Annotated in this window: 7 protein-coding genes; 1 reads left to right on the top strand and 6 read right to left on the bottom strand. The window is 61.2% G+C overall.

The features are described 5' to 3' along the window. Positions 1 to 179: 179 nt before the first annotated feature. Entirely contained in the window at positions 180 to 1,589 is a 1,410-nt protein-coding gene (mapR, locus tag AABM55_RS13285; RefSeq protein WP_103314357.1) for a GntR family transcriptional regulator MpaR, read from the top strand. Here mapR and AABM55_RS13280 read toward each other — a convergent pair. The 6 genes from AABM55_RS13280 to AABM55_RS13255 form a co-directional block, all read right to left on the bottom strand. Further along, positions 1,586 to 2,332, bottom strand: a complete 747-nt coding sequence (locus AABM55_RS13280; protein WP_347929818.1) for an SDR family oxidoreductase — start codon at positions 2,330 to 2,332, stop codon at positions 1,586 to 1,588. The two genes, mapR and AABM55_RS13280, sit on opposite strands and share 4 nt — an antisense overlap. A 216-nt stretch (positions 2,333 to 2,548) precedes the next feature. After that, complete coding sequence (locus AABM55_RS13275; protein WP_347929817.1) at positions 2,549 to 4,630, bottom strand: EAL domain-containing protein; 2,082 nt, start codon at positions 4,628 to 4,630, stop codon at positions 2,549 to 2,551. 336 nt (positions 4,631 to 4,966) lie between these two features. Then, the gene (locus AABM55_RS13270) at positions 4,967 to 6,460 is read right to left on the bottom strand and encodes an efflux transporter outer membrane subunit (RefSeq protein ID WP_054597021.1); all 1,494 of its coding nucleotides are present in this window, start codon (positions 6,458 to 6,460) and stop codon (positions 4,967 to 4,969) included. Beyond that, positions 6,457 to 9,564, bottom strand: coding sequence for an efflux RND transporter permease subunit (locus AABM55_RS13265; protein ID WP_347929816.1), 3,108 nt, complete (start codon positions 9,562 to 9,564; stop codon positions 6,457 to 6,459). The genes AABM55_RS13270 and AABM55_RS13265 overlap by 4 nt, the downstream gene beginning before the upstream one ends. Continuing rightward, entirely contained in the window at positions 9,561 to 12,665 is a 3,105-nt protein-coding gene (locus tag AABM55_RS13260) for an MdtB/MuxB family multidrug efflux RND transporter permease subunit (protein WP_347929815.1), read from the bottom strand. The genes AABM55_RS13265 and AABM55_RS13260 overlap by 4 nt, the downstream gene beginning before the upstream one ends. Next, positions 12,662 to 13,984, bottom strand: a complete 1,323-nt coding sequence (locus AABM55_RS13255; protein ID WP_347929814.1) for an MdtA/MuxA family multidrug efflux RND transporter periplasmic adaptor subunit — start codon at positions 13,982 to 13,984, stop codon at positions 12,662 to 12,664. The genes AABM55_RS13260 and AABM55_RS13255 overlap by 4 nt, the downstream gene beginning before the upstream one ends. Between the last annotated feature and the right edge of the window lie 115 nt (positions 13,985 to 14,099).

The following is a 14,099-nucleotide window of genomic DNA, read 5'->3' as shown; positions in this document are numbered from 1 at the left end:
GCCAACCCTGTGGCGAGCGGGCTTGCCCGCGCTGGGGCGCAAAGCGCCCCCAAGTCAGGCACCGCGGCGTGTCAGGTAGAACACGCACACAGGTTTACGACTGCTGCGCAGCCGAACGGGGGCAAGCCCCCTCACCACAGGATCTGCGCCGCCTGTTTTCCGTCAAATCCGGGTCCTAGATGAAACGCTACGAAAAATTCGCTGACGACATTGCTGAACTGATCCGCTCCGGGGTGCTCGGCCCAGGCCAGCGTGTACCCTCGGTGCGTTACGCCAGCCAGACTTACGGGGTCAGCCCGTCCACAGTGTTTCAGGCTTATTACCTGCTGGAGCGTCGCGGGCTGATCCGCGCCCGGCCGCGCTCCGGCTACTTCGTCAACACCCACGCGCCGAGCCCGTTCTCGGAGCCGGTGATCAGCAGCCAGGTCAGCGAATCCACCGAAGTCGACGTCAGCGAACTGGTGTTCTCGGTACTCGACTCGATCAAGGACCCGAACACCGTACCCTTCGGCTCGGCCTTCCCGAGCCCGACGCTGTTTCCACTGCAACGCCTGTCACGCTCGCTGGCCAGTGCCGCCCGGGAAATGGACCCACGCATGGTGGTGACCGACATGTCGCCGGGCAATCCGCAATTGCGTCGGCAAATCGCCCTGCGCTACATGGTCGGCGGCCTGATGCTGCCCATGGAAGAACTGCTGATCACCAACGGCGCGCTCGAAGCGCTGAACCTGTGCCTGCAAGCGGTCACCGAACCCGGCGACCTGGTGGCCATCGAAGCCCCGGCGTTCTATGCCAGCCTGCAAGTGCTTGAGCGACTCAAACTCAAAGCCGTGGAAATTCCCGTGCACCCGCGCGACGGCATCGACCTCGGCGTGTTGGCGCAAACCCTCGAGCGCCATCCGATCAAAGCCTGCTGGTGCATGACCAGTTTCCAGAACCCCATGGGCGCAACCATGCCCGAGGCCAAGAAACAGGAACTGGTCGAGTTGTTGCGCAGCCATCAGGTGCCGCTGATCGAGGACGATGTCTACGCCGAGCTCTATTACGGCCAGCAAGCACCGAAACCGGCCAAAGCCTTCGACACCGAAGGGCTGGTGATGCACTGCGGGTCCTTCGCCAAGAGCCTCGCGCCCGGTTACCGCATCGGTTGGGTCGCCGCCGGGCGTTATGCGCAGAAAATTGAACGGCTGAAACTGATGACTTCGCTCTGCGCCTCGATGCCGGCCCAGGCGGCAATCGCCGATTACCTGCAACACGGCGGTTACGACCGCCACCTGCGCAAACTGCGCTACGCCCTCGAAGAACAGCAAAGCGCCATGCTCGCGGCCATCGCCCGCTACTTCCCGGCCCAGACCCGCGTCAGCCAGCCGGCCGGAGGTTACTTCCTGTGGCTGGAATTGCCCTCGCAGATGGATTCGTTGAAGTTGTTCCAGATGGCATTGGCCCAAGGCATCAGCATTGCACCGGGACCGATCTTTTCACCGACCCAGCGCTTCAGGAATTGTATTCGCTTGAACTACGGCAGCCCGTGGACCGAGGATACCGAAAAGGCCATGGAGACCTTAGGCAGGATTGTGCGATCTTTTTAACGCCCGCCACCCAAATCAACAAAGGTCCCGGTCGCATAAGAAGCCTTGTCCGACAGCAGCCAGATAATCGCCTCGGCCACTTCATCCGGGCGGCCGCCGCGGGCCATGGGAATGCCCGATTCAAGCTTGCTGACCCGATCCGGATCGCCGCTCAGGGCATGGAAGTCGGTGTAGATGTAGCCGGGACGCACGGCATTGACGCGGATGCCTTCGCCGGCGACTTCCTTGGACAGGCCGATGGTGAACGTATCCAGCGCACCCTTGGAGGCTGCGTAGTCGACGTATTCACCCGGCGAGCCGAGGCGCGAGGCGACCGAGGAGACGTTGACGATGCTGCCGCCCTGCCCGCCGTGTCTGGGTGACATGCGCAGCAGTGCATGCTTGGCGCAGAGAATCGGCGCCAGGACATTGGTTTTCAGGACTTTCAGAATGCGGAATTCGGACATTTCATCGACCCGCGACTTTTGTCCGACGGTGCCGGCGTTGTTCACCAGTGCGGTGACTCGGCCCAGCTCGGTGTCGACGCGATGGAACAGGCTGATCACTTCATCTTCGATGCTGACGTCAGCGCGCACCGCAATCGCCTGGGCGCCGAGCGCGCGGACTTGCTCGAGGACCTGTTGCGCAGCCTGCTCATCGGCCTGGTAGTTGATGCAGATTCGATAGCCCTGCTCAGCCGCCAGGAGCGCCGTAGCAGCGCCGATACCGCGACTGCCGCCAGTGATAACGATGACTTTGTCCATGCTCAATCCCCCCATTCGAACCCAAAGCCTTGCGCCGCAAGAATAACCGCCAACGCCGGGTTTTGCATGGCCTGTCACTGCCACTGTGGCGAGGGAGCTTGCTCCCGCTGGAGTGCGCAGCGCTCCTGACCTCCACCACGGCAAGCCAGGTTTACGACTGCTTCGCCCGAACGCGGACCGGCCGACGGGAGCAAGCTCCCTCGCCACAGAGGTCAATCAACCCGTCACCAATTGCTCGGCCCGGTGTATATCGACCATGAACCTGTCGGCCGGTAACGGGTGGCCGAGCAGGTAGCCCTGCAAGGAATCGCAGCCTAGCTGAGTCAGGAAGTCCTGTTGCACATCGGTTTCCACGCCTTCGGCGACGATGCGCAAACCCAGCGCCTGCCCAAGGGCGACGATGGCCGAGACGATCGCCGCGTCATCGCTGTCGCGCTCAAGGTCACGGACAAAACCACGGTCGATCTTCAGCTCATTGGCCGGCAGGCGCTTGAGGTACATCAAGCTCGAGTAACCGGTACCGAAGTCGTCGATGGACAGGTCGACGCCCATTTCCGACAGTTGCTGGAGCACCGTCATGCTCGCGTCGGCATCGCTCATGGCGGTGGTTTCGGTGATTTCCAGGGTCAGGCTGTTAGCCGGCAAACGGTGAGTGGCCAAGGCTTTGGCGACGCTTTGAACCAGCCCGGCATGACAGAACTGCAACGCCGAGAGATTCACTGCAATACGCCAATGGGTGTAACCCTGGCTGTGCCAGAGGCTCATTTGCCGGCACGCTTCGTTGAGCACCCAGTCGCCGATCGGAATGATCAACCCGGTTTTCTCCGCCAGTTCGATGAACTTGTCCGGCAGCAGCATGCCCAGGGTCGGGTGTTCCCAGCGCAGCAAGGCTTCGGCGCCGACCGGCCGACCATTGCTGGCGTCAAACTTGGGTTGGTAGTGCAGGCTGAATTGCTGTTGCTCAAGCGCATTACGCAAATCCTGAAGCATTTGCAGTTGCTTGCGGGCGTTGGTATTCATCGAGGCATCGAAGAAGCTGTGACCGTTCTTGCCCGCGCCCTTGGCGTGATACATCGCCGCGTCGGCGTTCATCAGCAGTTCTTGCGGGGTCTGTCCGTTGCCAGGGTATACGGCAATGCCAACGCTGGCAGAGATCTGCAAATCGTGCTCGGCGACCCGGAATGCGCGCGAGATCAACCCCACCTGACGCGCCGCCAGGCGCAAGGCATCGTCAGGTTCGGCGAGCTGCACCAGCAACACGAATTCATCGCCGCCTATCCGCGCCAGCGTGTCCTGGCCGCGCAGGTCCTCGCGCAAACGTACGCCGACTTCGCGCAGCAACTGGTCGCCTATATGGTGACCAAAGGCATCGTTGACCGGTTTAAAACCATCGAGATCGATGAACATCAACGCAAAACAGCCGCCCTGCTCCTGCACCACATGCATGGCTTGATCGATGCGATCGGCCAGCAGTACACGGTTCGGCAACCCGGTCAGGGGGTCGTGCAATGCCAGCTGGGTGAGTTCGCGGTTGGCCAGGGTCAAGGAATTGGCCAACTCGGCGGTGCGTGCTTCCAGGCGTGCATCGAGGATCGACGTCAGCAGCGCGATGCTCAACACTGCCAGAGTGGTGACCAGCACCAGATTGTCCAGGCCCTTGCCACTCAAACCGTCGACTGTCGCGCCGCAATAGCTGCCCTCGGCAAATCGTGCGGCCGCCATCCCTGTGTAGTGCATACCGACAATTGCGATACCCATGATCACCGCGGCGCCGCCACGAACGAGGCGCACATACGGGGTGTTCTGGCGTAAACGAAAGGCAATCCACAATGCCGCGGCTGAAGCGCCGACCGCGATCACCAGCGAAGCACCAAACAATGTCGGATCGTAATCGATACCCGGCTGCATGCGCATGGCGGCCATGCCGGTGTAATGCATGCCGCTGATGCCCGCGCCCATGATCAATGCGCCGAACGCCAGTTGCCAGCCCGGCATACGCGGCTGGCTGACCAGCCACAGCGCGAACCCGCAGGACAGAATGGCGATCACCAGCGACAACGCGGTGATACCGATATCGTAGCCGAGGATGATCGGCAACCTGAATGCCAGCATGCCAATGAAGTGCATCGACCAGACGCCGATACCCATCGCCAACGCGCCACCCGCCGTCCAAAAATGAACTGCGCGGCCTTTGGCGGTTGCGATACGACCGGTCAGGTCCAGGGCGGTATAGGAGGCAAGAATCGCCACGCAAAGGGAGATCAGAACCAGCGCGGGGGAATAGCTACCGATGAGCATCAGAACTTCTCGTGACGCCCCCGCTGGACTGCATCCATGCTCGTTGGGGCAAAGTGCGCGATTGTACTGATTCCATCAACGAACGCACTCACAAAGTAACCAAAAGGCCATTAGCGCGACGGACAGTCTGAAACAAGGCAGGACATACCCTTACAGAGCGTAAGGCTGACTGCAATTTGTGGCGAGGGAGCTTGCTCCCGCTCGGGTGCGCAGCAGTCGTGAAGCCAGCCATTGCGGTGTGACTGAAATGACGCGGTCGCAGGTTTTGGGGCCGCTTCGCCCGAACGCGGACCGGCCCAGCGGGAGCAAGCTCCCTCGCCACAGAAACGCTCTACCCTAGTTTTTTTCGCTGATCTGGGTCTGACCATCCCAGCCACCGCCCAACGCGGCGATCAAGTTCACGCTGGCAATCAGCCGGCTTTGCTGCAAGGTCAGCACGCTACGCTCGTTGCTCAGCGCTGTGGCCTGGACCACCACCACATCAAGGTAGGCGATCAACCCGGCCTTGTACTGGTTCAGGGTCAGGCGCAACGACTCGCGGGCCGCATCCAGCGCTTCCTGGCGCACCGCTGCTTCGTCTTCCATGACCTTGAGCTGCACCAGGTAGTTTTCGACTTCGCGGAACCCGTCGAGCACGGTTTGCCGATACTTGGCCACGGTCTGGTCATAGGCCGCCTCGGTTCGGTCGACTTCCGCCGAGCGTTGGCCGCCATCGAACAAGGTCATGGCGAGTTTCGGCCCTACCGACCAGAAACGGTTCGGCAAGCTGATCAAGTTAGAGTAAGTGCTACTGCTGTAGCCGCCACTCATGCTCAAGGTCAGGTCCGGGTAGTAGGCTGCCTTGGCCACGCCGATGTTGGCGTTGGCGGCAATCACCGAACGCTCGGCGGAGGCAATGTCCGGGCGTCGCTCCAGCAGTTGCGAGGGCAGGCTCAGCGGAACCTGCGGCAATGCTGGAATGTTCTGGGTTTCTGCCAGGTTGAAGTCAGCCGGCGGCAAGCCGATCAGCACCGCAATCGCGTTCTCGAACTGCGCACGCTGCCAGATCAGGTCGACCATGTCGGCCTGTGTGCTTTTCAGTTGGGTTTGCGCCTGGGCCACCGCGTCCTTGCCGGACACTCCCGCGCGGTACTGATTTTCGGTCATTTGCAGCGAGCGCTGATAATTCTCGACCGTGGCTTGCAGCAGGCGCTTTTGCTGGTCGATCACTCGCAATTGCAGGTAGTTCTGCACCAGCTCCGATTGCTGGCTCAGGCGCATCGCGGCCAGGTCGGCAAAACTCGCTTGGGCACTGGCCTTGTCGGCTTCCAGGCCGCGACGCAATTTGCCCCAGACGTCCGCTTCCCAACTCACCCCAAGCTGAGTGTTATAGGTGTCGCGGATACCACTGTTGGTACTGCTCAGGCTCGAACTGCTGCTACCGGTGCCTTGACTCGAACGGGTTTTCCCGGCGCTCAGATCAACCGTCGGAAAAAACGCACCTCGGGCACTGCGTACCAACGCCTGAGCCTGGCGGTACTGGGCTTCGGACTGGGCAACGGTCTGGTTGGCACTGTTGAGTTTTTCGACCAGCCCGTTGAGCTGCTGATCACCGTACAGTTCCCACCAGGCGCCACGCGCCAATGAATCACTCGGCGTCGCCTGACGCCAGCCGTCGGCCTGCTTGTACTGTGCCGGCTCGGCCACTGTCGGGCGCTGATAGTCCGGGCCGATGGCGCAGGCGCTGAGCATCAAGACGCTGAGCGAAAGACTCAGTAAACGCGAACCGCGGGCCGATACCAGGCGCCGGGCCATCGGTGCGTCGAGGTTGAGTGGGCAACGGTCAGTCATAGCGGAGTTTCCAGAGAAGCATCGGTACGAACCCCACGCCAGCGGTTGACCCGATGGCGCAAACGGTCGAGGTAGAGGTAAACCACCGGGGTGGTGAAAAGCGTCAGCACCTGGCTGAAAATCAACCCGCCGATAATGGTCAGGCCCAATGGCTGGCGCATTTCCGCGCCTTCGGCGGTGCTGAGCAACAAGGGCAAGGCGCCCAGAATCGCCGCCAGGGTAGTCATCAGAATCGGCCGCAGACGCAACAGACACGCACTGCGAATCGACTCCAGCGGTTCCATGCCCTGATGGCGCTCAAGCTGTAGCGCGAGGTCGATCATCAGAATGGCGTTTTTCTTCACCACGCCGATCAGCAAAAACAGCCCGAGCAGCGAAATCAGGCTGAACTCGCCGCCCAGCACATAGATCGACAACAACGCACCGACACCTGCCGAAGGCAACGTCGAGAGGATGGTCAGCGGGTGCACGTAACTTTCGTACAGCACGCCCAACACCAGATACACCGCCACCAGCGCACCGAGAATCATCCACGGCTGACTCTTCTGGGTCGCCGCGAAAGCGTCGGCAGTGCCGGCCATCTTGGCGATCACTTCTTCCGGCAACCCCAGCTTGGCAATCGCCCGTTCGATGGCGGCCGAGCCTTGTTCAACGGTGACGCCTTCGGCCATATCAAAAGAGATGCTCTCGGACGCGAACTGCCCTTCATGGCTGACCCGGTCGTTTTCCAGGCTGTTTTCATAGTGGGCAATTGCCGACAACGGAATGCGCGCGCCGGCAGCAGTAATCACCTGGACCTGATTGAGGGTGATCGGGTCCTGGGCGTATTTCGGATTGACCTCCATCACCACCTGATACTGGTTGAGGCTGTCGTAAATGGTCGAGATCTGGCGCTGGCTATAAGCGTTGTTCAGCACCGCGGTGACCATCGACATGTCGACACCCAGGCGTTTGGCCTGGTCACGATCGACCACCAGTGTCACCTGCGCGGCACCTCGCCCTTCGCGGGCGTCGATGGCCGTCAGTTCAGGCAATGCCTTGAGTGCGGTGACGACCTTTGGATACCACTCGCGCAACGCCGATAAATCGCCGCTTTGCAGGATGTAGGTGTATTGCGAGGTGGTCTGCTCGCGGCCACCGCCAAACTGCAAGTCCTGGTCAGCCATCAACATCAATTGGGCACCGGCGACCTTGGGCATTTCCTTGCGCAGGCGTTCGATGACCTTCTGCGCAGAAATATTGCGTTCCTTGATCGGCTTCAGGCGTACCAGCATGAAAGCGTTATTGGTGCCGTTGGTCCCGCCGATAAAACCGGCGACACTTTCCACCGCCGCGTCTTTCAACACCGCGCGGCGGAAGGTTTCCATTTTCGGCTGCATGACGTTGAACGACAGGCCATTGTCGCCGCGGACAAAACCGATCAGTTGACCGGTGTCCTGCTGCGGCAGGAACGTTTTGGGCACCACCACATACAAGGCGATGTTGACGCCAATGGTGACAAACAGGCTGAGCAGCGTCAGCCGCTTGTGACGCAGCACCCAATCCAGGCCGCTGGCATAGTGCTTGACCATCCAGTCGTTGGCGCGCCGACTGGCGCGCTGCAAACGGTTTTCTTCACCTGGCGTGTGGGGTTTCAGCCAGCGGGCACAGAGCATCGGCGTCAGGGTCAGCGAGACCACCAGCGACACCACGATTGACGCCGCCAGGGTGATCGAAAACTCGCGGAACAGGCTCTCGATGATCCCGCCCATGAACAGAATCGACAGGAACACCGCCACCAGCGAGACGTTCATCGACAGCAGGGTAAAACCGACTTCCTTGGCGCCCAGGTACGCCGCCTTCATCGGCGCGATCCCTTCGTCGATGTGCCGCGAAATGTTTTCGAGCACCACGATGGCATCGTCCACCACCAGCCCCGTGGCCAGAATCAGCGCCATCAGCGACAGGTTGTTCAGCGAAAAGCCATAGAGGTACATCACCGCGAACGTACCGACCAACGACACCGGTACCGCCAGCGTCGGGATCAACGACGCGCGGAAGTTACCGAGGAACAGGTAGACCACCAGAATCACCAGCGCCACGGCAATCAGCAGGGTCATTTCCGCTTCGTGCAAGGTCGCCTTGATCACCGGTGAACGGTCCATCGCCAGGTTCAGTTTGACGCTGGCCGGCAACACCGCCTGCAACGCCGGCAACTGCGCCTTGATATCGTTGACCGTTTTAATGATGTTGGCGCCGGCCTGGCGGTTGATCACCAACAGCACCGCCGCGTCATCGTTGAAGAAACCGCTGTTGTAGCGGTCTTCGACGCTGTCGCGAACCTTGGCCACATCGCCCAGGCGCAACGCCGAGCCATTCTGGTAGCGAATGATCAGCGGTTCATAATCCTTGGCCTTCTCCAACTGGTCGTTGGCCTGGAGCTGCCACATCCGCTGGTCGTCTTCGATCGAACCCTTGGGCCGGCGCACGTTGGCGTTGGCGATGGTGTTGCGTACATCATCCAGCGCCACGCCGTACTGGTTCAGCAGTTGCGGTTCAAGCTCGATGCGCACTGCCGGCAACGAACTGCCGCCAATCTGCACCTCGCCGACACCGGGCACTTGAGACAGGCTTTGCGAAAGGATGGTCGAGGCCAGGTCATAAAGCTGACCTTTTTCCAGTACATCCGAGGTCAGCGACAGCACCATGATCGGCGCCTGGGACGGGTTGACCTTCTTGTAGGTCGGCATGCTGCGCATACCGCTGGGCAGCAGGTTGCGCGAGGCGTTGATCGCCGCTTGCACTTCTCGCGCCGCGCCATTGATGTCGCGGTCCATGTCAAATTGCAGGATTACCCGGGTCGAACCCTGGCTGGATCGGCTGCTCATGGTGTTAACCCCGGCGATGGCGCCGAAGGATCGCTCCAGCGGCGTCGCCACGGTGGAGGCCATGACCTCGGGGCTCGCGCCCGGCAGGCTCGCCGACACCACGATCACCGGGAAATCCATTTGCGGCAGCGGCGACACCGGCAGCAAGCCGAAACTCACACCGCCCAGCAACATGATCGCCAGGCTCAGCAGCATCGTCGCTACCGGCCGGCGAATGAAAGGTCCGGACAGGTTCATGGCTGCTCTACCGGCTCCAGGCGCTCAGGCGCACGTCGCCAGCGCCGACCGAGGCGGTCGAAGTACAGATAGATCACCGGCGTGGTAAACAGCGTCAGCACCTGGCTCACCAGTAGGCCACCGACCATCACCAGACCCAATGGCTGGCGCAGTTCGGCCCCCGAACCAGTGGCGAGCATCAACGGCACCGCGCCAAACAACGCGGCCAGGGTGGTCATCAGGATTGGCCGGAAACGCAGCAGCGCCGCCTGATAAATCGCGGTCGCCGGGTCCATGCCCTGATTACGCTCGGCGTCGAGGGCGAAGTCGATCATCATGATCGCGTTCTTCTTGACGATGCCGATCAGCAAGATGATGCCGATGATCGCGATCATGCCCAGGTCGTTGCCGCTGAGAATCAACGCCAGCAAGGCGCCGACCGCCGCCGATGGCAGCGTCGAGAGAATGGTGATCGGGTGAATGTAGCTCTCGTACAGCACGCCGAGCACGATGTACATGGTCACCACCGCCGCTAGAATCAGCAGCAAGGTACTCGACAGCGAGGCTTCGAACGCTTGGGCCGCACCCTGGAACTGAGTCTGCACGCCAAGCGGCATGCCGATGTCCTGCTGCACCTTGTTGATCAGCTCGACGGCCTGCCCCAACGCCACGCCGGGCGCGAGGTTGAAGGACATCATCACTGCCGGGAACTGGCCGATGTGCGCAATCGCCAATTGCGCCTGGCGCTCTTCGACGTGGGCCAGGCTGGACAGCCGCACCTGGCCGCCATTGGTGGTCTTGACGTGAATCTGCTCCAGCGCCTGCGGGCCGATCTTTTCGCCGTCCTGTGCCTGCATCACCACGCGGTATTGGCTGGCCTGGGTGTAAATGGTCGAGATCTGGCGCTGGCCAAAAGCGTCGTACAGCGCGTCGGTGATGTTCGACACCGAAACGCCGATTCGCGAAGCCGCGTCACGGTCGATCACCAGATAGACCTGCAAGCCCTTGTCCTGCAAATCACTGGCAACGTCGGTCAGCTCGGGTTGTTTGCGCAGCGCCTCGACCAGTCGCCCGCTCCACAGGCTGAGCATCTCGGCATCCGGCGACGACATGCTGAATTGGTACTGTGTGCGGCTGACCCGGTCTTCGATGGTCAGGTCCTGCACCGGCTGCATGAACAGACGAATGCCCACCAGTTTGTCCAGCTGCGGCTGCAACCGGCTGATCACCTGGGCCGCGCTCAGATCACGCTCTTTGTGCGGCTTGAGATTGATCAGCAAGCGCCCGCTGTTGAGGGTCGCGTTGTCGCCGTCGACTCCGATATAGGACGACAGGCTTTGCACCGCCGGATCGGCCAGGATGACCTTGGCCAGCTCCTGCTGGCGCTGGCTCATGGCGGCGAAGGAAATCGACTGCGGCGCCTCGGAAATACCCTGGATTACCCCGGTGTCCTGCACCGGGAAAAAGCCCTTGGGTACCACGATGTACAGGAACACCGTCAGGCCCAGGGTAGCGACGGCCACCAGCAAGGTCAGCGGCTGATGCTTGAGCACCCACTGCAACTTGCGCCCGTAGGCGGCGATCAGCCAGTCGATCCACGCACCGCTGGCCCGGTAGAAGCGGCCCTGTTCTTCTGGCTTGGGTTCACGCTTGAGCAGCCGCGCGCACATCATTGGCGTCAGGGTCAGCGAAACCACCAGGGAAATCAGGATCGCCACCGCCAGGGTAATCGCAAACTCGCGGAACAGCCGCCCCACTACATCGGCCATGAACAACAGTGGAATCAATACCGCAATCAGCGACAAGGTCAGCGATATCAGGGTGAAACCGATCTGCTTGGCGCCCTTGAGCGCCGCCTGCAACGGGCTGTCGCCCTCCTCGATGAAGCGCGAAATGTTTTCCAGCATGACGATCGCGTCGTCCACCACAAAACCGGTGGCAATGGTCAACGCCATCAAGGTCAGGTTGTTGACCGAAAAACCGGCCAGGTACATCACGCCGAAGGTGCCGATCAGCGACAACGGCACGGCAATCGACGGAATGATCGTGGCGCTGGCCCGGCGCAAGAACAGGAACGTCACCATCACCACCAGGGCGATGGCGATCAGCAATTCGTGCTGCACGTCGGTGACGGACGCGCGGATGGTCTGGGTACGGTCGGTCAGCACGGTAACGTCGAGGCCAGCCGGCAGGTTGTCGGTGATGCTCGGCAACAGGGCCTTGATCCGGTCGACCACCTCGATCACGTTGGCACCCGGCTGGCGCTGGATATTCAGCAACACAGCCTGGTTTTCATTGGCCCACGCAGCGAGGCGTTCGTTTTCGGCGCCATCGACAATCTGCGCGACGTCCTTGAGTCGCAACGGCGCGCCGTTCTTGTAGGCCAGAATCAGTTCGGCGTAGTCCTTGGGCGAGGTCAACTGATCGTTGGCATCGAGCATCGAGACCCGGGTCGGGCCGTCGAAGTTGCCTTTGGGCTGGTTGACGTTGGACGCGCCGATCAAGGTGCGTACGTCCGACAGGTTCAAGCCGTTGGCCGCCAGGGCTTCCGGGTTGACCTTGATCCGCACGGCCTGACGCTGGCCGCCGGCGATGCTGACCATGCCGACGCCACTGATCTGGGCGATTTTCTGCGCCATGCGCGTGTCGACCAAATCATTGAGTTTGGGTAGCAGCATGGTTTTGGAGGTGATCGCCAGGGTCAGCACCGGGGTGTCCGCCGGGTTGACCTTGTTGTACACCGGTGGAGCGGGCAAGTCCTTGGGCAACAGATTGGTCGCCGCGTTGATCGCCGCCTGCACCTGCTGCTCGGCGACGTCCATGTTGATGTCGAGGCTGAAGCGCAGGGTCAGCACCGAGGCGCCGCCGGAACTGGTCGAGGCCATTTGGGTCAGGCCGGGCATTTGCCCGAACTGGCGCTCGAGTGGCGCAGTCACCGCACTGGTCATTACATCCGGACTGGCGCCCGGGTACAGGGTCATGACCCGAATGGTCGGGTAGTCGACCTGAGGCAATGCCGAGACCGGCAGCAACTTGTAGGCAATCATGCCGGCCAAAACGATGGCCAGCATGCTCAGGGTGGTGGCTACCGGGCGAAGGATAAACAGCCGCGAGATGTTCATGCGCGACCCTTGTGCGCCTTGCCGGTGGCTTTCGGATCAGTCGTGGCGTTGGTCGATGGGTCCTGGCTTTCGGTCGGGGTCGGGGTCGCGGGGGCGACATTACTGCTGTCGTTGACCACCTCGACTTCACTGCCCTCCTTGAGGCGGTCAGTGCCTTCCAGAACCACGCGATCACCGGCTTTCAAGCCTTCCTGGATCACCGTGTTGTCACCATCGCTGGCACCGATCTTCAACGGGCGAATGGTGACTTTCTTGTCACCGTCCAGGACATAGGCAAAGGTGCCGTTGGTGCCAAACTGAACGGCTGCCGAAGGCACCAGCACCACGCCCTTGAGGGTGTCGGCCAGCAGTCGGACGTTGACGAACTGATTCGGGAACAGTGCCAGATCGCGATTGTCGTAGCGTGCCTTGAACTTCAGTGTGCCGGTGGTGGTGTCGATCTGGTTGTCGAGGCTTTGCAAGACGCCGCTGGCCTGCATTTTGGTATCGCCACGATCCCAGGCTTCAGCCGGCAGTTTGGCACCGGAGTGGTAGCGGGTCAGCACGGTATCGAGCGTGTTTTCCGGTAAGGTAAAGACCACGCTGATCGGCTGGGTCTGGGTAATGACCGCCAGGGACGTGGTGTCATTGGCGGACACCAGGTTGCCAACGTCCAGCTGCCGCAGACCGACACGCCCGGTAATCGGCGCACGGATCCTGGTGAATTCCAGATTGAGTTTGGCGTCGTTGACCGCCGCCTGATTGGTCTTGACCGTGCCCTGGTACTGCCCCACCAGCGCAGCTGCGGTGTCGAGGGTCTGTTTGGCGATACTGTCTTGCGCATACAAACCGCGATAGCGTTCCAGATCCACCTGCGCGTTTTTCAACTGTGCCTGGTTCTGCAGCAACGTGCCTTCGGCTTGCAGCAAGGCGTTCTGGTAAGGGCGCGGGTCGATCTCGGCGAGCAGATCGCCTGCCTTGACCATTTGCCCTTCTTCAAACGCAATCTTCACCAGTTCACCGCCCACACGGCTGCGCACATTGATGGTGTTCAGCGCAGTGACCGTGCCCAGCGCTTTGTAATAGAGCGGGAAATCACCCACGACAGCAGGCGCGACCCGAACCGGGACCGGTCCTGTGGCGCCACCAAAACCCGGACGCATCCCGCCAGACTTGCCGACATGCCCCGCCGCCGCTTTAGCTACTGGGGCGTCTTTGTGAGCCGTACCGCCTGGCCAGAACTTCCAGCACAGGCCGGCAATGACCAACAGGACCAGCAGGCCAAATAGCCAGCGACGGGGATGACGGGAAGCAGAGGATTGCATGGAATGATCAACCATTGGGCGCGTGTGGGCATCTTTATACGGGAGAGTGAACGATAAGCACTGACGGCATTGAAGCAAAGCGCCTTTACCGGCAATTTACCTTCAGCCTGCTTTTGCGATTTTTTGCTAA

Origin of the sequence: Pseudomonas helvetica (genome assembly GCF_039908645.1) — a bacterium.
In the GTDB taxonomy this organism is placed as follows: Bacteria; Pseudomonadota; Gammaproteobacteria; order Pseudomonadales; family Pseudomonadaceae; genus Aquipseudomonas; species Aquipseudomonas helvetica.
Note: the sequence above shows the minus strand (reverse complement) of the source record. Positions and strands in the feature narration are given on the sequence as shown.

Bases quoted from the DNA above. Each gene is read 5' to 3' on its own strand.
- AABM55_RS13280 (WP_347929818.1), bottom strand. From the start codon at position 2,332: ATGGACAAAGTCATCGTTATCACTGGCGGCAGTCGCGGTATCGGCGCT.
- mapR (WP_103314357.1), top strand. From the start codon at position 180: ATGAAACGCTACGAAAAATTCGCTGACGACATTGCTGAACTGATCCGC.
- AABM55_RS13255 (WP_347929814.1), bottom strand. From the start codon at position 13,984: ATGGTTGATCATTCCATGCAATCCTCTGCTTCCCGTCATCCCCGTCGC.
- AABM55_RS13270 (WP_054597021.1), bottom strand. From the start codon at position 6,460: ATGACTGACCGTTGCCCACTCAACCTCGACGCACCGATGGCCCGGCGC.
- AABM55_RS13265 (WP_347929816.1), bottom strand. From the start codon at position 9,564: ATGAACCTGTCCGGACCTTTCATTCGCCGGCCGGTAGCGACGATGCTG.
- AABM55_RS13260 (WP_347929815.1), bottom strand. From the start codon at position 12,665: ATGAACATCTCGCGGCTGTTTATCCTTCGCCCGGTAGCCACCACCCTG.
- AABM55_RS13275 (WP_347929817.1), bottom strand. From the start codon at position 4,630: ATGCTCATCGGTAGCTATTCCCCCGCGCTGGTTCTGATCTCCCTTTGC.